At 74.1% G+C, this 21,698-nt stretch carries 9 protein-coding genes and 1 pseudogene; 7 read left to right on the top strand and 3 right to left on the bottom strand.

Annotation, left to right across the window (positions count from 1 at the left end; all coding sequences use genetic code 11):
- Positions 1–206: 206 nt before the first annotated feature.
- From BT364_RS31585 to BT364_RS43465, 7 genes and pseudogenes are all read left to right on the top strand, one after another.
- Entirely contained in the window at positions 207–1,553 is a 1,347-nt protein-coding gene (locus BT364_RS31585; RefSeq protein ID WP_072488649.1) for an MFS transporter, read from the top strand.
- Positions 1,537–5,061 (top strand): non-ribosomal peptide synthetase, encoded by a 3,525-nt coding sequence (locus BT364_RS31580; RefSeq protein WP_079179716.1) that lies wholly within the window; start codon positions 1,537–1,539, stop codon positions 5,059–5,061. The genes BT364_RS31585 and BT364_RS31580 overlap by 17 nt, the downstream gene beginning before the upstream one ends.
- Entirely contained in the window at positions 5,046–6,098 is a 1,053-nt protein-coding gene (locus BT364_RS31575) for a MupA/Atu3671 family FMN-dependent luciferase-like monooxygenase (protein ID WP_072488647.1), read from the top strand. The genes BT364_RS31580 and BT364_RS31575 overlap by 16 nt, the downstream gene beginning before the upstream one ends.
- Before the next feature lie 53 nt (positions 6,099–6,151).
- The gene (locus BT364_RS31570) at positions 6,152–10,786 is read left to right on the top strand and encodes a non-ribosomal peptide synthetase (RefSeq protein ID WP_072488646.1); all 4,635 of its coding nucleotides are present in this window, start codon (positions 6,152–6,154) and stop codon (positions 10,784–10,786) included.
- Positions 10,783–14,742 (top strand): non-ribosomal peptide synthetase, encoded by a 3,960-nt coding sequence (locus BT364_RS31565; RefSeq protein WP_072488645.1) that lies wholly within the window; start codon positions 10,783–10,785, stop codon positions 14,740–14,742. Before BT364_RS31570 ends, BT364_RS31565 begins: the two co-directional genes overlap by 4 nt.
- Positions 14,743–14,747: 5 nt before the next feature.
- Positions 14,748–17,810: pseudogene (locus BT364_RS31560) on the top strand (non-ribosomal peptide synthetase); the annotation flags it as partial.
- 214 nt (positions 17,811–18,024) lie between these two features.
- The gene (locus BT364_RS43465; protein WP_079179714.1) at positions 18,025–20,064 is read left to right on the top strand and encodes a beta-ketoacyl synthase N-terminal-like domain-containing protein; all 2,040 of its coding nucleotides are present in this window, start codon (positions 18,025–18,027) and stop codon (positions 20,062–20,064) included.
- A gap of 74 nt (positions 20,065–20,138) precedes the next feature.
- Here the strand turns inward: BT364_RS43465 and BT364_RS31550 are convergent, their stop codons facing one another.
- The 3 genes from BT364_RS31550 to BT364_RS31540 are packed head-to-tail and all read right to left on the bottom strand — an operon-like array spanning position 20,139 to position 21,692.
- The gene (locus tag BT364_RS31550; RefSeq protein ID WP_072488642.1) at positions 20,139–20,891 is read right to left on the bottom strand and encodes a thioesterase II family protein; all 753 of its coding nucleotides are present in this window, start codon (positions 20,889–20,891) and stop codon (positions 20,139–20,141) included.
- A gap of 59 nt (positions 20,892–20,950) precedes the next feature.
- Positions 20,951–21,439 (bottom strand): hypothetical protein, encoded by a 489-nt coding sequence (locus tag BT364_RS31545; protein ID WP_072488668.1) that lies wholly within the window; start codon positions 21,437–21,439, stop codon positions 20,951–20,953.
- Between the two features lie 19 nt (positions 21,440–21,458).
- Positions 21,459–21,692: a hypothetical protein gene (locus BT364_RS31540; RefSeq protein ID WP_072488641.1), complete on the bottom strand. Its 234-nt coding sequence runs from the start codon at positions 21,690–21,692 to the stop codon at positions 21,459–21,461.
- Between the last annotated feature and the right edge of the window lie 6 nt (positions 21,693–21,698).

Below are 21,698 nucleotides of genomic sequence, written 5' to 3'. Positions count from 1 at the left end.
GTAATCAATGGCCGCATGATGACCCCCGTTCGACTCAGACAGGGATCCGTGGTGATCCGCAGAGGATGCGACATCCTGGGGGATTGAGGCGTGGCAACGAATCGATTCGACGGCTCGGGCACGATGTGCCGGATGCCCGTGCACAAGGGATCCGGATCCTGATGGGCACCCGGATATCAACGGACATTCCCGGTCGCTTTTCGGGAATGGGGCCCTTCCTCCTCGTCTGGTCCGGCCAGGCGGTGTCCCTGGCGGGTAGCGCGGCGGTCCGGTTCGCCTTCATCGTCGAGGTGTGGGCGTCCGGGGGGAAGGCGACCGCCGTCACCGTCCTCTCGCTGTGCGCCATGCTGCCGCAGGCCGTGTTCAGTCCCATTGCGGGCGCAATCGTCGACCGGGTGCCCAAGCGCACCGCACTCCAGATAGCCGACGCCGGCGGGCTCCTCGTGGTGGGCACGCTGGCCCTGCTCCACTACCTCGGCGCATTCCACGCCTGGCAGGTCTACCCGGCCGCCGTACTGCTCGGCGTCTGTGCCGCCTTCCAGTTCCCGGCCCTGTCCTCGGCCGTTCCCCTCCTGGTCCGCAAGGACCAACTGGACCGCACCAACGGCCTGTTGGCAGGTGCGAAGAGTGCCGCCGGGATCGGCGGCCCCGCACTGGGCGGTCTGCTCGTCGCCCTCTTCGGGATCGGCCCGACGCTCCTGGTCGACGTGGCGAGCTACGCGTTCGCCCTCATCGGCATCCGGATCGTGCGCTTCAACGGCGACCGGGTGACGAAGGAAGCCGGCGCACCGCGCAAACGGATCACCGCCGATGCCGTCGAGGGGCTGCGCTATCTGTTCCGGGTGCCCGGCCTGCGCGACCTGATCGTCAACTTCTGCATCGTCAACCTCGTCATGGTCTTCGGTTTCGCCCTCATCTCGCCGATGGTGCTGATCCGGGCCGGCAACGGCGCGCTCGCCGCGGTCAACACCTCGGTCGGTATCGGCGGAGTGGCCGGCGCCCTGCTCATGGCGGCCTGGGGCGGGCCCGCGAACCGGGGCCGGGGCATGATGCTCGGCGTGGTCGGCATGTGCCTGTCCGCCCTGGTGGTGATGAGCCTGGTGGACGGGGTGACCGGCTGGTGCCTGGCCATCCTGGTCGGCGCCCTGCTCATGACGGTGGTCAACGCCTCGATGCAGACGATCGTGCAGACCAAGGTCCCCCACGAATGGCAGGGCCGGGTCTTCGGCGCGGTGATGTTCCTGTCGCAGATCTCCGTGCCCGTGGCCATGGCGGTCTCCGGACCGCTCGCCGACCACGTCTTCGAACCGCCGGCCTCCCGGGGCACCGGACTGTTCACCGTGCTCGGCCCCCTCGTCGGCGACGCTCCGGGCAGCGGCATGGCGGCCATGTTGTTGCTCGCCGGCATCGGCGGGACCGGGGTCGCCGTCTGGGGCCTCGCCAGCCGCTCCATCAGGAACATCGACGACCTGCTGCCCGACCTCGACGCCCCGCAGGAGCCGGCCGGGCAGAACGAGTGCCAAGGAGGTGAGCGCGATGAGGTGCGTGCATGAGCTGTTCGAGGAGCAGGTGGCAAGGACGCCCGGCGCGACGGCGCTGGTGCACGAGGACGAGCGGATCGACTACGCCGGACTCGACGAGCGGGCGGCCCGGCTGGCGGGTCTGCTGGCCGCGCGGGGCATCCGGGCCGGTGACACGGTCGGGGTGTACCTGGAGCGCTCCACCGCACTCGTCGTGACGGTGCTCGGCATCCTCAAGGCCGGAGCCGGATACGTGATCCTGAACCCCGGATTCCCCGCCGAACGACTGCGCGCGATGGCCGAGGACGCGCGGACGGCCGTGGTCGTCTCGGCCCGCGACGCCGCGCCCGGCATGCTCGACGTGGCGCGGGTGCACATCGAGGACGTCCACGGGGCGCAGCCGCTGCCGCGCGGCGCCGTCCGGGTCCGGCCAGACGACATCGCCTGCGTGATGTTCACCTCCGGGTCGACCGGGCGGCCGAAGGGCATCGCCTCGTCGCACCACGCGATCACGTCCACCCTCACCGGGCAGACCTTCGCCTCTTTCGGCCCCGGCGCGATCTGGCTCCAGTGCGCGCCGCTGTCCTGGGACGCGTTCGCCATGGAGCTGTGGGGGCCGCTCATGAACGGCGGGACCTGTGTCCTGCACCCCGGCGGGCGGCCCGACCCCTTCGTGATGGCGCGGCTCGTCGCCGAGCACGGCATCACCTCCATGTACCTTTCGGCGTCCCTGTTCAACGTCGTCGTGGACGAGTACCCGCAGGTGATGGACGGACTGCGGGAACTCGTGGTGGGCGGTGAGGCCCTGTCCGCGCCGCACGCGGCCCGCGCCCTGGAGCGCCGGCCGGAGCTGCGGCTGAGCAACGGCTACGGGCCCGTCGAGTGCATGGTCTTCCTGACCGTCCACCCGGTGAGCCTCGCCGAGCTCGGCGGGGGCCCGGTGCCGATCGGCCGTCCGCTGGCGGGCAAGCGGCTGTACGTCCTCGACGAGGAACTCCGTCCGGTACCGGATGGCCGCACCGGTGAGATCTACGCCGCCGGGGCGGGCCTCGCCCGCGAATACCGGGGACGGCCGGCGCTGACCGCGGAACGTTTCGTCGCCGCCCCGTCCGGTGAGCGTCTCTACCGCACCGGCGACCTCGGGCGGCGGCGTGCCGACGGGGTCCTCGAATACGCGGGCCGGGCCGACAGCCAGGTGAAGATCCGGGGCTTCAGGGTGGAGCCGGGCGAGGTCGAGAGCGTACTGGCCCGGCACCCCGGCATCGACCGGGCGGCGGTCGTCGCCCATGAGCACCCGGCGGGCGACCGGCAGCTGACCGCGTACGTCGTGCCGCGCGGCGGTGCCCGGGAGAACTTCCCCGAAGCGGAGTTGCGCTCCTACGCCCGCGGCGTGCTGGCCGACTACCTGGTCCCGGCGGTCTTCGTACCGCTGGACGAGCTGCCGCTCACTCCCAGCGGAAAGCTGGACCGGGCCGCCCTGCCGGAGCCCGGACCCATGACGGCCCTCCCCGGCAGGGCGGCGGCGAGCGGCACCGCGGCCGCGTTGTGCGAGCTCTTCTCGCAGGTGCTGAGCACCGGCCCGGTCGGCCCGGACGACGACTTCTTCTCCCTCGGCGGCCACTCCCTGCTGGCCGCCCGGCTGCTGGGCCGGATCCACACCGTACTCGGCGCCGAGATCGACATCCGCACGCTCTTCGAGGCGCCCACCCCGGCGCTCCTGGCCCCGCTCGTCGACACCGCTCCCCCGGCACTGCCCGCGGCCCCCGCCGCGCCCGGCACCGCCGCCGGCGCGCTCCCGGTCTCGCACGCGCAGCACCGGCTGTGGTTCCTGGACCGGATCGGGGCAGGCGCCGCGTACAACCTGCCGATGCTGGTCCGGCTGCGCGGCACGGTCGACGCGGCCGCGCTGGACGAGGCGCTGGCCGCGGTCGCCGGCCGCCACGAAGTGCTCCGCACCGTCTTCGAGGAGTCCGACGGCGCCCCCGTACGAAGGGTGCTGAGCGGGGCGGCCGCGCGGCCGCCCTTGCGCCACCTGCGGGTCGCCGGGGATTCGATGGAGCGGGAGATCGAGCGGGAGGCCCGGCGCCGCTTCGATCTGCGTGCCGAACTCCCGGTACGGGCAACACTGTTCACCCGCCGGGAGCGGCCGGACGAGCATGCGCTGCTGGTACTGGTCCATCACATCGCCGGGGACGGGTGGTCCCTGCGGCCGCTCTTCCGCGATCTGTCGCGCGCCTACGAAGCACAGGTCCGGGGAACGGACACGCCGGGGCTCGCCCCGCTCGCCGTCCCGTACGGGGAGCACGCCCGCCACCAGCTCGACCGGCTCGGCTCCGCGTCCGATCCGCACGCTCTCGCCGCCCGCCAGCTCAGGTACTGGCGCAAGGAGCTGGACGGACTGCCGCCCGGCGGTCCGCTGCTGCCCCGCCGCGCCGGGCGTCCCGCCGTACCCGGTCCGGCCGCGCAGGTCGTGGTCCGCCGGCTCGACGCGGCGGCCCACGCCCGGGTGGTCGACGCGGCCCGCGCCCAGGGCGCCACGCTCTTCATGGCCCTGCACGCCGCGCTGGCCACCGTGCTGGTACGGGCCGGGGCGGACGAGGACCTGGCGATCGGCGCCCCGGTGGCCGGGCGCGCCGGGGACGGCAGCGTCGAGGACGTCGTCGGGTTCTTCGTCAACATGCTGGTGCTGCGCACCGATCTGTCCGGCGACCCCACCGCGGCCGAAGTGCTCGCCCGGGTACGGGAGACGGACCTCGCCGCGTTCAGCCACCAGGACGTGCCGTTCGAGGACGTGGTCAGCAGCCTCAACCCTCCCCGCTCCCCCGGCCGTCAGCCGTTCACCGACGTGGTCCTGGCGCTCCAGAACAACGCACGGGCCGAGGTGACGCTGCCCGGTGCCGAGCACGGCGTCGAGATCGTGCGCACCGGCGCCGCCCGGTTCGAACTCCTGGTGGATGTCACGGACTCCACCTCCGAGCAGGGCGCACCGGACGGGCTGACGCTGACATTCGAGTACCGCGGGGAGGCGCTGGAGGCGGACTTCGTCCAGTGGCTCGCACACGCCCTCCCCGAGGCCCTGGGGGCGGCCGCGGCCGCCCCCGGCACGCCCCTGTCGCGGCTGGGCCTCACCGCGCCGCCCCGGCGGGCCCAAGAGAGCGACCGGATCGCGGCACCCATCCGGCACCGGGGCACCGCCGAGCGCCCGATGACCGCCCTGGAGCAGGAGATCGCCGCCATATGGGGCGAGGTCCTCGGCGTGCCGGTCGCCCGCCCGGACGACGACTTCTTCGCACTCGGCGGCAACTCCCTGCGCGCGGTGCGCGCCGTGGCCCGGCTCGGCGCGGGCCGGCCGGTGACGGTGGCCCAGCTGTTCGCCGCGCCCACGGTGGCCGCCTTCGCCGCCGAGCTCGAACGGGCGGTCGCCAGACCCGCGCCGCCCGCCGTGTCCCCCATCCCGCGCCGCCCCAGAGTGCCGCGCCGTCCGCATCCCCAGACCCAGACCGGCAGAAAGCAGGAGGAGTGGCAGTGGACCTCAGTGTGATGTTCTTCGGTGCGGACAGCACCACCGCCGGCGGGGCCCGGCACACCGAGACGTACGAGGACATCCTCGCCGTGGCCAGGACCGCCGACCGGCTCGGGTTCCACGCCGTCTGGACTCCCGAGCGCCACTTCCAGCAGGTGGGTCAGGTCTTCCCCAGCCCGCCGGTGCTCAGCGCGGCACTCGCCGTCGCCACCGAGCGGATCGGGATCCGCGCGGGCAGCGTCGTCCTGCCGCTCCACCACCCGCTGCGGGTGGCGGAGGACTGGGCCGTCGTGGACAACCTCTCGCACGGGCGGGTGGGCCTCTCCGTCGCCACCGGCTGGCACTCCAAGGACTTCACGCTGGCCCCCGAGCAGTACGAGGACCGCCGGCGGTCCGCCCTGGAGACGATCCCGCGGCTGCGGTCGCTGTGGGCGGGCGAGGCCGCCGAGTACCCCGACGGCACGGGCACCCCGGTCTCCGTGACGCCCCAGCCCCGGCCCGTGCAGGACACCCTGCCGCTGTGGATCACCACGTCCGGCAACCCGGAGACCTGGGAGGCGGCCGGACGGCTGCGCGCCGGGGTGCTCGGCGCGACCGTCGGGCAGAGCCGGGACGAGCTGGCCGAGAAGATCGCCCGCTACCGCACCGCCTGCGCCGCGGCCCCCGACCAGCGGGGCACCGACGCCCACGGCCGGGTCACGCTGATGGCCCACACCTACGTCGGCACCGACGACGCGGAGGTCCGCCGGATGGCGGGCGCGCCGCTCAAGACCTATCTCGCCTCGTACGTCCGCCAGACCGCGGCGAACCGGTCCGCGGACGCCACGACGGCGGCTCTCACCGAGGAACAGACCGCGATGCTCGCCGACTTCGCGTTCGAGCGCTATCTCAGCTGGGGCAGCCTGCTCGGCTCCCCCGGCCACTGCGCCAAGATGCTCGCCGATCTGGCCGAGCTGGGTGTCGACGAGGTCGCCTGCTTCATCGACTTCGGCATCGGACGCGACGACGTACTGGCCGGGCTGCACCGGTTGGCCGAACTGAAAGAGAACCTGTGATGAGCGCCCCCACCGTTTCGCGCCCCGTCCCGGGTGCCGCGTCCCCTTCTTCCATGGCCGACCGGTTCGGCGCACTCGGCAGGGAGCAGCGCATCCGTCTGATGCGCCGTCTGCTGGAGGCCGGGCGGGCCCGTGAGATACCCGCCGTCATACCGCCGCGCGACCCCGCCCGCCGGGTGCCGCTGAGCCCCGCGCAGCACGACCTGTGGGTGTACGACTCGCTGTATCCCGGCACCCCCGCGCTCAACCTGTGCGCCGCGTACCACTTCGAGCAGCCCGTCGACCCGGCGCATCTGGAGGCTGCGCTGACGCTGATCCAGCGTCACCACGACATCCTGCGGACCCGGATCGTGACGGACCCGTCGGGCGAACTGCACGTCGAGTTCCACGACGACGCGAGCTTCGATCTGGAGCGCGAGGATCTGCGGGGCACCACCAGGACGATCGACGAGGCCTTCGAGACCTTCCGCAGCCGCCCCTTCGACCTCGGCCGGGACAAGCTGATCCGGGCCCGGTTCGTCCGGGTCGGCGAACAGCGCTCCACCCTGATGCTGAGCCTGCACCACACCATCAGCGACTGGTGGTCGTTCGACGTACTGCAGAACGAGTTCGCGCAGGCGTACGGCGCCCTGCGCGACGGCCTGGAGCCGCCCCTCACCCGGCCCGCCGTCCAGTACGCCGACTTCTCGTCCTGGCAGAGCGAGCTGGAGGAGTCCGGGGTCTTCGCGAGCCGGCTCGACTTCTGGCGGCGCTATCTCGCCGACCCGCCCGGTCCGCTCACCGTGCCGGGCGGCGCCGCCGCCGTCACCGAGGGCGACGGCATCGCGCAGGTCCCCTTCCGCATCGACGGGCCGACCACCGCTGCCGTGCGGGCCCTGGCCCGGGAGCGCGGTGCCTCCGTCTACGTCGTCCTGATGGCCGCCTTCGCCGTCCTGGCGCACCGGGTCAGCGGCGCCGACGACCTGGTGCTCGGCACTCCCATCGCCAACCGCGCGGCCAAGGGCCTGGACCAGGTCATCGGGTACGTCATGAACGCCGTGCCGACCCGCTGGAAGGTGACGCCGGAGCGGTCCTTCGCCGATGTGCTCGCCGGGTTCGCCGTCGACTTCCCTGATCTGATGGCCAACTCGGACGTGCCCGTCGGCCGGATAGTGTCGGCCGCCGCGCCCGAGCGCAGCGCGGGCCGGGCCCCGCTGTACCAGTGGGTGTTCATGCACCTGACGCAGCAGCCGAGCGTCTCGGTGATGAAGGAGTTCGCGGAGCCGGAGCGCATCCACACCGGCGGCGAGCACGACCTCGTCGGCGTGGTGAAGGACAGCGGTGACGGCATGGAGGGCAGCTTCGGGCTGCGCACCGATGTCTTCAGCCCCGAGACGGTGGCCCGCTGGGCGCAGTGCTACGTCGAGCTCCTGCGGCAGATCACCGCCGACCCCACCGCGCTGACCGGGGACATCGATCTGGTGCCCCGCGCCATGCGCGGTGAGCTGCTCGCCGGATCCGCCGGGCCCGCCGCCCCCGCCCCCCTCTCGCTGCCCGAGCTGGTGGCACGGCAGGCGGCCCGCACACCGGACGCACCGGCCGTCGAGTCCCCGGGGCACACCCTGAGCTACGCCCGGCTGGACGACCGGGTGGCCCGGCTGGCGGGCAGGCTGGTCCGTCTCGGGGCCGGCCCGGGGCGGGTCGTGGCCCTCGCCCTCGCCCGCGGCAGCGACTGGCCGGTGGCGGCGCTGGCCGTCCAGCGGGCCGGCGCCGCCTATCTGCCCCTCGATCCCGCCCACCCGGCCGAGCGGCTCCGCCGGGTCCTGGCCGAGGCCGCGCCCGTGCTCCTCGTCACCGAACCCGGCGCCACGTCCCTGGAGACCGGGCTGCCGGCCCTGGTGCTCGACGAGGACGCCTGGTCCGGGGAGCCGCTGCCGCCCGGCGGCCCGGCGCCGCACGATGTCGCCCACGTCATCCACACCTCCGGCTCCACCGGCACCCCCAAGGGCGTCCTGGTCACCCACGCCGGTGTGGCCGCGCTCACCCGGAGCCTGGTGGACGGCATCGGACTGGACGCCGACAGCCGGGTGCTCCAGCTCGGGCCGCCCTCCTTCGACATCTCCGTCGGCGAGCTGTGCCTGGCCTTCGGCTCGGGCGGGACCCTGGTGCTGCCGCCCACGGGCCCGCTCGTGGGCGAGGCCCTCGGGACGGTGCTGACCGAGCGGCGGATCTCCTGCGCGTTCGTCCCGCCGTCCGTGCTCGCGACCGTACCGGCCGCAGCGCACCCGGATCTGCGTGCCCTGGTGGTCGGCGCGGAGGCCTGCCCGCCGGAGCTGGTGGCCCGGTGGGCCACCGCGGGGCGGCGCTTCCACAACGCCTACGGGCCCACCGAGTCGACCGTCGTCTCCACCGTCTCCGGACCGCTGGACGCCGACGGCACGGTGCCGTCCATCGGCACACCGTTGGCGGGCACCACCGCCTATGTCCTCGACGAGCGGCTCCGTCCGGTGCCGGCCGGGGCGGGCGGTGAGCTCTACCTGGCGGGTGCCGCGCTCGCCCGTGGCTACCTGGGCCGCGCCGCGCTCACTGCCGAGCGGTTCGTCGCCGACCCTTACGGTCCGCCCGGCAGCCGCATGTACCGCACCGGTGACCTCGCCCACCGCGACGACAACGGCCGCACGTACTTCCTCGGGCGCGGCGACGAGCAGGTGAAGCTGCGCGGCCTGCGGATCGAGCCGGGCGAGATCGCCGCCGCGCTCGCGGAACACCCCACCGTGGAGAGGGCGGTGGCCGTCGTACGCCACGACCGGGCCGGCAGCGACCGGCTCGTCGCGTACGCGGTGCCCGCGCCGGGAGCGGAGATCGACGAGGACGCGCTGCTGCTGCACGCCTCCGGGCGCCTGCCCGCGGCCATGGTCCCGGCCGCCGTGGTGGCTCTTGACGCGCTGCCGCTGTCGTCCCACGGCAAGCTCGACCGGGACGCCCTGCCCGCGCCCGCGCCACGGGCCACGGACACCGTCCGGCTCCCGGGATCGGCGCGGGAGAAGATCCTCTGCGGGCTCTTCGCCGAGCTCCTGGACCTCGAACAGGCCGGTGCAGACGACGACTTCTTCCGGCTCGGCGGCGACAGCATCATGGCGATCCAGCTCGCCGCCCGGGCGCGGGCGGCCGGGCTCGTGCTCTCGCCGCACGACGTGTTCACCGTACGCACCCCGGCCCGGCTGGCCGTGCTGGCCCGCACGCCCGACGGCGACGCCCCGGAACAGGAGGACACCGGAACCGGGCGGCTGCCCCTCACCCCGGTGATGCACTGGTGGCGCGAACAGGTCCGGGACACTGCGGCGTTCACCCAGTCCATGCTCTTCCCGCTGGCGCCCGGCACCGGACTCGCGGCGATCCGGGCGGCCGTCTCCTCGCTCGTCGAGCGGCATGCCGCGCTGCGAATGCGCCTGGTGCGCGGGGACGACACCGGCTGGGAGCTCCAGGTGCCCGAGGAGAGCGCGCCCGCCGACGCGATGGCCGTCCGGGTGGCCGTTCCGGCGGACACCGATCTCCATTCCCGGGCGACGGAGCTGGCGCGCACCATCGCCCTGCGGCCCGAGCACGGCGAGATGGTGCGGGCTCTCTGGCTCGACCCCGGCCCCGGCCGGCCCGGCGCCCTGCTGCTGACCGTGCACCACCTGGCGGTGGACGGCTTCTCCTGGCGGGTGATCGGCCAGGAGCTCGCCGCGGCGCTGGACCGCGGCGCCGAGGGCGAGGCCGCGCCCGCCAGGAGCGCCTCGTTCACCCGGTGGTCCCGGCTGCTCTCCCAGGAAGCCGGGCTGCGGCTCGGTGAACTCCCCTGGTGGGAGCGGCAGCTGGCGGACGACACGGCGAGCCTGGCCGGCGGCCTGGGGTCGGACGGACAGCGGGAGACCCTCACCTTCGAGCTGGACGCGGGGCTCACCCGCAGTGTGCTCGTCACCCTGCCGGGTGTCTTCAACTGCCGTCCCGACGCGGTGATGCTGACCGCCCTGACCGCTGCGGCCGGCCGGCGGCGGGGCACCGGCTCCGCGCTCGTCGTCCATCTGGAGGGCCATGGGCGCGAGGTCGTCTCCGCCCAGGTCGACGTGTCCGGCACCGTCGGCTGGTTCACCACGCAGTACCCGGTCCGCCTGGACCTCGGTGCCGCCTCGGTGACACCCGGCGGCCGGCCCGGGGAGGCCCTGAAGTGTGTCAAGGAGCAGCTGGCTTCGGTGCCCTCCGGCGGGCTCGGCTGGGGTCTGCTGCGCTACCTCGACCCCGAGACCGGCCCGGCGCTCGCCGCGCTCCCGGCCCCCGACGTCCGCTTCAACTATCTGGGCCGGTTCGCCGCGGGCGACGCGGCGGGCGGGCGGCTGCTGGAGCCGGGCCCGGACGCCGTGCCGCTGGCGCACACCCTGGAGGTGGACGTGCTGGCCCGTGAGGAGAACGGCGAGCCCATTCTGGAGGCGAGCTTCTCCTACCCGTCGGGGGTGCTCACCGAGGACGAGGTGCGCGCGCTGGCCGGGGCGTGGTCGGAGGCGCTCGGTGTCCTCGCGGACCACTGCGGGCCGGACGGCGGGGCCGTCCACACCCCGTCCGACTTCCCGCTCGTCGACCTCACCGGCGACCAGCTCGAACTGCTCGGGCAGGACATGGACTTCGACGACCTCGACGCCGGCTTCGACGGCGAGGGGGAGCGACGATGAACGCGCGCATCGCGGACGTGCTGCCGCTCTCCCCGCTCCAGGAGGGCCTGCTCTTCCAGGCCGCCCGGCAGACCGAGGGACCCGATCCCTATCTGGTGCAGGCCCGGTTCCTGACCGGCCCCTCGATCGCCGGGGAAACGGTCCGGGCCGCGGTCACCGCGCTCCTGGACCGGCACCCGAACCTGCGCGCCTGCTTCCGGCACGAGCGCCTGGACCGGCCGGTCCAGGTCGTGCCGAAGGCGGTCCGGGTGCCGTGGACCGAGGTGGACCTGACCGGTCTCGCCCCGGACGCGGTGGACGTGCGGACCGACGAGGTGCTGCGCGAGGACGCGGCGCTCCGATTCGACCTGGCCCGCCCGCCGCTGGTCCGTGCCACGTTCCTGCGGAACGACACCGGCGCCGAACTGATCGTGTCCTTCCACCACATCCTGCTGGACGGCTGGTCGATGCCGGTCGTCGAGCGGGACCTCGACGCCCTCGTGGCGGGCCGGCCGCTGCCGCCCGCCGCGCCCTACCGGGACTACCTGGTGTGGCTGGGCGGCCGGGACCGGCACAAGGCGGAGGCCGCGTGGTGCGAGTCGCTGGAGGGCCTGGAGCGGCCCGCGCTGCTGGCCCCCGCCGGACCGGACACCGCGCCCGACCGTTCACAGCTGTGGCTGACCACCGGCCTCACCGAGCTGCTGGTCCGGCGGGCCGCCGAGACGGGCGTCACCCTCAACACCCTGGTGCAGGTCTCCTGGGCGCTGGTCCTGGCCCGGCTGACCGGCGCCCGCGACCTGGTCTTCGGCGCGGTCGTCTCGGGGCGCCCGCACGACCTGCCGGGCGTCGAGTCCATGGTGGGCCTGTTCATCAACACCCTGCCGGTCCGGGTGCGGCTGCAAGACGGCGAGCGGGTGGAGGAGCTGCTCCTGCGGATCCAGGAGGAGCAGTCCCGGCTGCTGGAGCACCACCACGCCCGCACCGCCGAGGTGCAGCGCGCCGTGGGGGCCGGTGAACTCTTCGACTCGGTCGTCGCCTTCGAGAACTTCCCCCGGGGCGCCGGGGGCGACGACGGCCCCGGCGCCGTCCGCCTGGTGAAGGTGACCGATGCGACGCACTACCCGGTCACCGTCGCGACGGTCGCCGAGGACCGGCTGCTGCTGTCGGTGAGCTGCCGCCGGGGCATCCGCGCCGACGCGGTCACCGAGCGCCTGGCACACGTGCTGGAGCAGCTGGCCCGCTCCCCGCGGACACCGGTGGACGACATCGACGCCCTGCCCGCGGCGGAGCGGCAGCAGCAGCTGGCCCTGGCCGACGGACCGGCCCGGACGCCCGCCGAACCCGCCACCCCCGCCGGGCGGTTCGCCGCCCAGGCAGCCCGTACCCCGGACGCACCGGCCGTCGACACGGACGGCGAGCTGCTCAGCTACGCCGGGCTCGACGCCGCGTCCGACCGGCTGGCCGGCCGCCTCGTCCGGGCCGGTGTGGCACCCGGTCACACCGTGGCCCTGCTGCTCCCCCGTTCAAAGGCCGTGGTCGTGGCCCAGCTCGCGGTCCTCAAGGCGGGTGCCTGCTGGCTCCCCCTCGACCCGGCGCAGCCGCAGGAGCGGCTGGCCCGGCTGATGTCGGCGGCGGCCCCCTCGCTCGTCCTCACCGCGGGGACGGGTCCGGCTGCCGCCCGGCTGCCCGCCGGTACCCCGGTGCTGGACGTCACCGAGGAGTCCGGGACCGCACCCTTCGAGGGCGTACCCACCGATCCCGGCGCCGCCGCCTGCGTGATCTACACCTCCGGCTCCACCGGGGAACCCAAGGGGGTGGTGGTCCCGCAGCGGGCGATCACCGAACTGGCCGTCGACGCCCGCTTCGCCGGTGGTGCCCACGACCGGGTGCTGCTGCACAACCCGTACACCTTCGACGCCTCGACCTACGAGGTGTGGGTACCCCTCCTGAACGGCGGGACGGTGGTCGTCGCCCCGGCCGAGGCGGTCACCCCCGACCTGCTGGAGCGGGTGGTCCGGGAACGGCGGGTCACCGCGCTGATGCTCACACCCGAACTGCTGCGCACCGTCGCGGAGATCGCGCCCGCGGCACTGTCCGGGCTCCGCGAGGTGTGGTCCGGCGGCGACGTCCTCGCCCCCGACACCGTGCGCCGGATCCGGGAGCACTGCCCGGACACGGCGGTCGTCAACGGATACGGCCCCACCGAGACGACCGTCTTCGCCACCGCGCACACCGCGTCCCGGGATTCGGCGGGGCACCCTGGCACCGTCCCCATCGGGCGTCCCCTGGACAACACCCGCGCCCTTGTCCTGGACGCCCGGCTGCGCCCCGTCCCGGCGGGCGCCACCGGTGAGCTGTACATCGGCGGCAGCGGGCTCGCCCAGGGCTACCTCGGGCGGCCGGTCCCCACCGCGGAGCGGTTCGTCGCCGATCCGTACGGGCCGCCGGGCAGCCGCATGTACCGCACCGGGGACCTGGCCCGCTGGACGCCGGACGGCGTGCTGGAGTTCGCGGGCCGGGCCGACGACCAGGTCAAGGTGCGCGGTTTCCGCGTGGAGCCCGCCGAGGTCGAGGCCGCGCTGGCGGACTGCCCCGGCGTGGCGCGGGCCGTGGTCGGTGCCCGGCGGGACGCGGCGGGCGGCAAGCTGCTGGCCGCCTGGCTGCTGCCGGCCGGGGGCAGGGGCGGGGAGGAGCAGTGGCAACGGGCCCTCACCGGGGTGCGGGAGCATGCCGCCGAGCAGCTGCCGGCGCACCTGGTGCCTTCGCTGTGGGTCCGGATCGACGAGGTACCGCTCACCCGCCACGGGAAGGTCGACCGGGCCGCGCTCCCCGAACCCGGACCCACCGGGGAACCGGCGGCCCACCGGGCGCCGCGCACCACGCGCGAGCGGGAGCTGTGTGCGCTGTTCGGCACGGTGCTCGGGATGCCCGCGGTCGGGCCAGACACCGACTTCTTCCTGGCGGGCGGCCATTCACTGACCGCCCTGCGCCTGAAGTCGAAGATCGAGACGGTCCTCGGCGTACGGATCCCGGTCTCCGCCCTGTTCGACGCGCCGACTCCGGCCGCTCTCGCCGCCCGGCTCGACGCGCCGCCGGCCACGAACGGCCCTGCTCCCCGGACACCGCTGCGCGCCACCCGCGACCGCCACGAGCCCACGACGGCCTCCGGCGAGCCGCACCACAACAGCCTGGAGCCGGTGCTCACCCTGCGCACCGGCGGCCGCCGCACCCCGCTCATCTGCGTGCACCCGGGGCTCGGTCTCAGCTGGTCGTACGTGAACCTGCTGCCGCACCTCGATCCGGCCCGTCCCGTACACACCCTGCAGAGCCCGGCGCTGCTGAACGGTGTCGGCGAACTCCCGGCCACCATGGGCGAGATGGCGGACCAGTATCTGCGCCGGGTGCGCGAACTCCAGCCGCACGGACCGTACCTGCTGATCGGCCGGTCCTTCGGCGGTCCGCTCGCCCACGAACTGGCGGTACGGCTGCGCCGGGCCGGCGAGGAGGTCAGGATGCTCGCGGTCGTGGACGCCATGCCGATGCCGGAGGAGATCAGGCGCACCCCGCTGGACCCCGCCGCCGTCGAGGACGAGATGCTGCGCATCCTGCTCCACTCCCACGCACCTGAACTACCGTTCCAAACGGGGCAGTTGGAGCGTTCCGCGGTGTTCGCCATGGCGCGCGGCGGGGCCTTCGACGGCCTTTCCGCCGCGCGTCTGCACAACCTCGTCGACGCCGGGGCGCACCACACCAGGCTCGTACGGGAGTGGCGCCCGTCCCCCTACGGCGGCCGGACGACGCTCTTCTCCGCGACGCACGACGAGTGGCCGACCACGGCCGAGAAGACCGAGGCCTGGCAGCGCGTGACCGCCGCGCTCGATGTGCACGAACTGGACTGCGGTCACAGCGACGTACTCACCCCGGGCCCGGCGGCCGAGATCGCCGCGGTCCTCGAAACCGCCCTCCGAGGGGACTGAAACCCATGACCGTCGACGCCGTCGATCTCATCGACCTCTACGCCGCGGAGGGCGCGGGAAACGAGGAGTACGAGTTCCCCGCCTCCGACGCCCAGAGCCGCCTGCTCGTCCTCGACCAGCTGAATCCGGGCTCCCCCCAGTACAACGTCCCGGTCGCCTTCGCGGTGCACGGGCCTTTCGACACGGCTGCGTTCGGCCGCGCGCTGGACGCGCTCGTCGACCGCCACGAGGCGCTGCGCACCGTGTTCCGGACCGCCGAGGACGGCACCCCGGCGCAGCGCGTCTCGGCCGTCGGGCGGGTGCCGCTCACGGTCCGCCGGGACGTGCCCGCCGGCCGTGCGGACGACCTGGTGCGTGCCGAGGCCGCCCGTCCCTTCGACACCGCCGAGGGGCCGCTGCTGCGCTGCACCGTGTACGCCGTCGACGACGGCAGCCACCGGGTGCTGCTCGTCGCCCATCACCTGGTCTGCGACGGCTGGTCGCTCGGTCTCATGCTGGAGGGGCTGTCCGAGGGGTACCGGCACGAGGCCGGGGGCCGGGCGTACCGGCCTGCCGAACTCCCGCTCCAGTTCCCCGACTACGCGGCCTGGCAGCGGGAGCGCGCCGCGGACGGGGCGTTCGAGGTGTCGGTGGAGCACTGGGTCGGCCTGTTGCGCGGCGCGCCCACCACCATGGAGCTGCCGCTGGACCGTCCGCGCCCGCCGGTCCGCACGGCCGCCGGGGGCACCGAGCGCTTCCTGCTCGGCGCCGAGGTCAGGGAACGCCTGGCCGAGGTGGCCGCGGCCTCGGGCGCCACCCCGTTCATGACGATGTTCGCCGCGTACGCCGCGTTCCTCTCCCGCCTCTCGGGCGGCGAGGACCTGGTCATCGGCTATCCGGCGTCGGGGCGCGAGCGGCCCGAACTCCAGGAGATGGTCGGGATGCTGACCAACACCCTGGCGATGCGCGTGGACCTGTCCGGCGACCCCTCGCTCGACGAGCTGACCCGCCGGGTCCGGGCCTCGATGCTGGCGGCCCAGCCCTACCAGGACGCGCCGTTCGAGGCGGTGGTCGACACCCTCGCCCCGGTCCGTGAGACCAGCCACGACCCGGTGGTGCAGGTGGCGCTCAGCTACGAGGACGAGGCCGCGCCGGATCTGGCGCTGGCCGGCGCGAGGGCCGAACGGCTCCCCCTGACGCTGGACACCGCCAAGTTCGACTTCCATCTGTTCATGGAGCGGTGGGGCGCCGGACTCGCCGCCCAGTTCATCTACCGCAGCGACCTGTTCGAGGCCGTAACGGTCCACCGCTGGACGGAGAACTTCCGCACGCTGCTGGCCGGGCTCCTCGCGGACCCGTCCGCGCCGCTGTCCACCGTGGAGCTGGTGCCGGCCGACGAGCGCCGCCGGATCATCGCCGGTGCCGACCGCCTCGCACAGGCCGCGCCGCTGCACCGTCTGGTGCCCGATCTGATCGCCGACCGGGCGGCCGAACGCCCCGATGCCACGGCCCTGGTCTGCGGCGGCCTCCGCCTGAGCTACGCCGAACTGCTCGCCAGGGCCGACGCGCTGGCCGCCCGGCTGCGTGCCGCCGGGGTGCGGCCCGGCTTCCGGGTCGGTCTGCTGCTGCCCCGCTCGGCCGACCAGGGCATCGCGGCGCTCGCCGTCCTGCGCGCGGGCGGCGCGTACGTACCGCTGGACCAGGCCCACCCGGAGGCCAGGCTCCGCCACATGGTGGGGAGTTCGGGCACCGGGCTGCTCCTGACCTCCCGGGAGACCGCGGAGAAGGGCGAGAGCCTGGGGGTGCCGTGCATCCGGGTCGACCGCCCGGCCGTCACGGACCCCGTCGTGCCGGGGGCCGTCACGACCGGTGGGGCACCGGGCCCGGAGGATCTCGCCTACGTCCTGTTCACCTCGGGCTCCACCGGTGTCCCCAAGGGCGTCGCCATCGAGCACCGGGCGCTGATCAACCTCACCCGGGCGGTCCGGCACTCCTTCCCCGTCGACGCCGACGACCGGGTGCTGCAGTTCGTGTCGTTCGGCTTCGACGTCGCCGTGTCCGACCTCTTCTTCCCCTGGGTGGCCGGGGCGGAACTGCACATCCCGCAGGAGGACGAGCGGATCGGCGAGGCACTGCTGGAGCGGCTGCGGGACTCCCGCATCACCTATGTGTTCCTGCCGCCGTCCGCCGCGATGCTGCTGCCCGACCTGACCGGACAGCTGCCCGAGCTGCGGACCGTCGCGGTCGGCGGCGAGGCGTGCCCGGCCGAACTGGTCGAGCGGCTCAGCGCGCCCGGCCGGCGGATCGTGAACGCGTACGGCCCCAGCGAGGTCACCGTCTACGCGACCACCGGGGACCTCGCCCCCGGTGAGCCCGTGGTGCTCGGCGGCGCCGTGCCCGGGGCCCGGGTCTACGTCCTCGACGAGCGGCTCCGGCCGGTCCCCGCCGGGGTCGCCGGCGAGATCTACGTGGCCGGTGCCTCGCTGGGGCGGGGCTACATCGGCCGGCCCGCCCTGACCGCCGAACGGTTCGTCGCCGACCCGCACGGCGCACCGGGCACCCGGATGTACCGCACCGGCGACCTGGGCCGGATCGACGCGCACGGCCTCATCCACTACCTCGGGCGCTCCGACCTCCAGGTCAAGCTGCGCGGCGTACGCGTCGAACTCGGCGAGATCGAGACCCTGCTGGCGGGTGCGCCGGGCGTCGCCCTGGCGGCGGCCACCGTCCGCGGCACGGGCACCGCCCAGCGGCTCGTGGCGTATGTCGTGGGCCGGGACGGGGCGGCGCCCCCGGACGCGGAGCTGCGCGCCCATCTCGCCCGGCGGCTGCCGGGGTCCATGGTGCCCGAGGTGTTCGTGCGCCTGGACGAGATGCCGCTCAGCAGCAACGGCAAGATCGACCGGGCCCGGCTCCCGGAACCCGCCACCGTACGGTGCCGGCCGGACGGCTCGACCACCGTCGCGGGCACCGCGACCGAGCGGCTGGTGGCCGGTCTGTGGGCCCGGGTGCTCAACCTCGAACTCGTCGCCGTCACCGACCACTTCTTCGATCTGGGCGGCAATTCGATCCGGCTGCTGAGCGTCCTGTCCGCCCTGCGCGGCTGGGGACGTACGGCGAACTCAGTCTGGTCGACCTGTTCCGTCACCCCACCGTCAGCTCCCTCGCGGCCTTCCTCGACCGGGCTGCCGCCGGAACCGCCGCCGAACCTCCCGCCGCCACGGCCGCCGCGCGCGGCGGTGACCGGCACACACGACGCACTGCCGCAGCCCGTCGACTCAGCTACCGGAAAGGCTCCACACGATGACCGAGAACGCCAGCGCCGCCGAGCCCCTCGCAGCCGACTCCGCGATCGCGGTCGTCGGGATGAGCGGCCGTTTCCCCGGTGCCCCCGACCTGGACACCTACTGGGCGAATCTGCTCGGCGGGCTCTGCTCGGTGACCGATTTCACCGAGGAGGAACTGATCGCCGACGGCGCCGACCCGCAGGAGGTGCGCGGCCGCGACTACATACCGGCCAAGGGCCATCTCGCGGACGCGGACCGCTTCGACGCCGAGCTGTTCGGCTTCAACCGCACCGAGGCGGCGGCCCTCGACCCCCAGCACCGGCTGCTCCTGCAGACGGCCTGGTCCGCGCTGGAGAACGCCGGCCGCAGCCCGCTCGGCGGCACGGCACGTACCGGCGTGTACGTCGGCGGCGGCCCCACCGAGCACATGCTGGCCGCGCAGACCGACCCGCGCCTCGCCGCGTCCGTCGGGGCGCTCCAGGTGCGCATCCTCACCGACCGTGAGTTCCTCGCCCCGTGGATCTCCTACCGGCTGGGCCTGCAGGGCCCGAGCCTGACGGTGCAGACGGCCTGCTCGACCTCGCTGACGGCGGTGCACCTCGCGGTGCAGTCCCTGCTGCTCGGCGAGTGCGACACGGCACTGGCCGGAGGCGTCGCCGTGGACACGGTGCGCAAGCGGGGCTACGTCCACCAGCAGGGCGGCATCTACTCGCCGGACGGCCGCTGCCGGCCCTTCGACGAGCGGGCCGGCGGCACCGTGCCGGGCAACGGGGTGGGCGTGGTCGTACTGCGCCGGCTGTCCGACGCGCTCGCCGACAACGACCCGATCCGGGCGGTCATCCGGGGCAGCGCCGTCACCAACGACGGCGCGACCAAGGTCGGGTTCACCGCGCCCGGCGTCGACCAGCAGACCGCCGCGGTCGTGGAGGCCTGGGCCGCGGCCGGTCTCGACCCGGCCGACGCCCAGTACCTGGAGGCGCACGGCACGGCCACCGCGCTCGGCGACCGCATCGAGGCGGCGGCGGCGACCGCCGCGTTCAAGGGCGCGCTCGGCACCGGGCGGATCGGGATCGGCTCGGTGAAGTCGAACATCGGCCACCTGGACGCCGCGGCGGGCGTGGCCGCACTGATCAAGTCGGTGCTCATGCTGGAGCACGCCACCCTGGTGCCGAACGCCGGTGCCGGCCGCCCGCACCCGGAACTCGGCTTCGACGACTCGCCGTTCCACCTGATCGAGCGGCCGGCCGCCTGGCCGGAGCCCGAGCACGGTCCCCGGCGGTCCGGGGTGAGCTCGGTCGGCATCGGCGGCACGAATGTGCACGTGGTCCTGGAGGAGGCTCCCCGGCGCACCGGTGCCTGGGCACCGGACGCCGAGGGCGCGCCGGAGGTCCTGCTGCTGTCCGCCCGCACCCGGGAGGACCTCTCCGCGCTGGCCGGCCGGCTGGCCGGGGCGCTGCGGGCTCCAAAGGCCCCGTCCCTCGCCGACACCGCGTACACGCTGTGCCTGGGCCGTACGCCGATGGCCGTGCGCGGCTATGTGCGGGCCGGGGACCGGGCGGGGGCGGCGGAGCTGCTCGCCGAACTGGCCTCTGGCGGTGCGGTGGCACTCGGCGGGCCCGACCCGCTCGGCGAGGCCTGGCTGGCGGGTGAGCCGGTGGTACGGGAGGGCGGCGGCCGGCGGGTCGCGCTGCCGTCCTACCCCTTCGCCGGCGAGAGCCACGGCGCGTACCGCCTCGGCCCGGTCGCGCCGGCCGGTGAGCAGCCGGAGCAGGGCGGCGGCGGTGGCGATCTGGAGCAGGGCGTACGGGCGCTGCTCGCCGAGGCCCTGGGTCTGGCGGACGCCGACGACCCGGAGATGACGTACTTCGCGGCCGGCGGCGACTCCCTGACCGCCGTCCACCTGGTCGGCTGCCTCCGGGACGACTTCGATCTCGATGTCCCCATCACGCTGTTCCTGGAACAGCTGACGCTGCACGAGATGGCCCGCCGCATCGTGGCGACCGGAGAGGGCGACGACTCCCTCGACGCCCTGCTCTCGGAGTTCGAGGCTGAGTGAGTGGGGCCACCGCACAGGGCTTGGGCCCCGACCCGGAAGCGGGTCGGGGCCCAAGCCCTGTGCGGTGCGTGGTGTCAGGCGACCGTACGGGCCGCTCGGCCGGGCACGTGCGCGGCGACGAGATCCGCGACGTACGGCAGGTGGTCATTCAGGAAGAAGTGGCCACCTGGCAGTACATGCCGCTCGAAGGGACCTTTGGCCTCCCGCTCCCAGGCCTGTACGCCCTCGACGGAGACCCGGGGGTCACTGTCACCGGTCAGCGCGACGACCGGGCAGTGGAGCGGCGGCCCGGGAACGTGGCTGCGGGCGGACAGCATGGCGTAGTCGGCGCGCAGCGGCGGCAGCGCGAGCTGGAGGATCTCCGGATGGGTCAGCAGCGACTCGTCCGTGCCGGACAGCAGTCGCATCTCCCCGATCAGGTCGTCGTCGCTGGGCGGTTCGGGAAACCGCGAGCGGCGCGGCAGCGAGGGGCCCTCACTGCCCGAGACGAACAGCGCCGCGGGCTCCCGCCCCTGGGCTGCGAGCCGACGTGCCGTCTCGAACGCCAGGAGAGCGCCCATGCTGTGGCCGAACAGCAGAAGCGGCCGGCCCCCGCTCGGAGGGAGCGAGGCCAGCACCGCGTCCACGACGACGCCGAACCGTTCGGCGAACGGTTCGGCGAATCGGTCGTGGCGCCCGGGGTACTGCACGACCAGTGCCTCCACCGTCCCCGTGACCTCGGTCGCCAGCGGGATGTAACCACTGGCCGAACCACCTGCGTGCGGGAAGCACAGCAATTGCGCCCCGGCGTCGGGGTCCGGGCGGAAGCACCTTGTCCAGTTGTTCACGACATCCCTTCTCTCGTGTTCTCGGTCCGGTCCGTGACCGAATCCGTGAACGTCTCCGCTCACTGTTCGGCGGCGATCCAGCTCTCCAGCTGTTCACGGGTGGTCGCCGGGTCCGCGACGAGAACGGCGAGTTCGTCGTCGCGGGGTTCCAGTGTCGTCAGGGCCGGGCAGCGGTGGCAGGCCTCGACACCGACCTGGTTCCACCACTTGCAGTGCGGGCGGAGGTGGCACCGTGGCACGGCGGCCGGGCCGGGCTCGGCCGGTACGGTCGTGATCCGTTCGATCAGCCCGCAGGCCTCGCCGACCCGGTTCGCGCAGTCCGACACGCAGTGCGAGGCGAACCGGAGCACCCGGTTGGGGGCGATCCCCTCCGGGATGCTACCGAGAACATCGGCGGCGGGTACGGGTTCGGCCAGGTAGACCACCTGATCGTGCTCCCCGGACCGTACGCCGAGGACAACGGTCTCCGGGCGGCTCGCGTCACCGCTCGGACACCATCTGAGGGGGCTTTCCTGCCCGTCCCGGGCACGGTCCGCAGTGCTGTCCACGGTGCTCACCTCCGATTCGTCAGCAGGAACGCGGGGTTGTCGAGTTGACCACCATGCCGCCGATGACGCCGTCGGTGACGGCACCCTTCTGCTGCTCGGCGGCGACCGCCTGGGCGATGCTTCTGGCGAGCTGCTCCTGGTTGGTGATCCGCTCCGGACGCTCGGCGGCCGCGGCACCGGTGGTTCCGCCGACCGTGACGAGACCGGCAACGAGGGCTGCGGCAGCGGCCGCCGTACGCATGCTGTTGTTCATCCCTGT

It is taken from the genome of Streptomyces atratus, from assembly GCF_900119365.1.
In the GTDB taxonomy this organism is placed as follows: domain Bacteria; phylum Actinomycetota; class Actinomycetes; order Streptomycetales; family Streptomycetaceae; genus Streptomyces; species Streptomyces atratus_B.
This window is presented reverse-complemented; position numbering and strand designations above follow the sequence as displayed.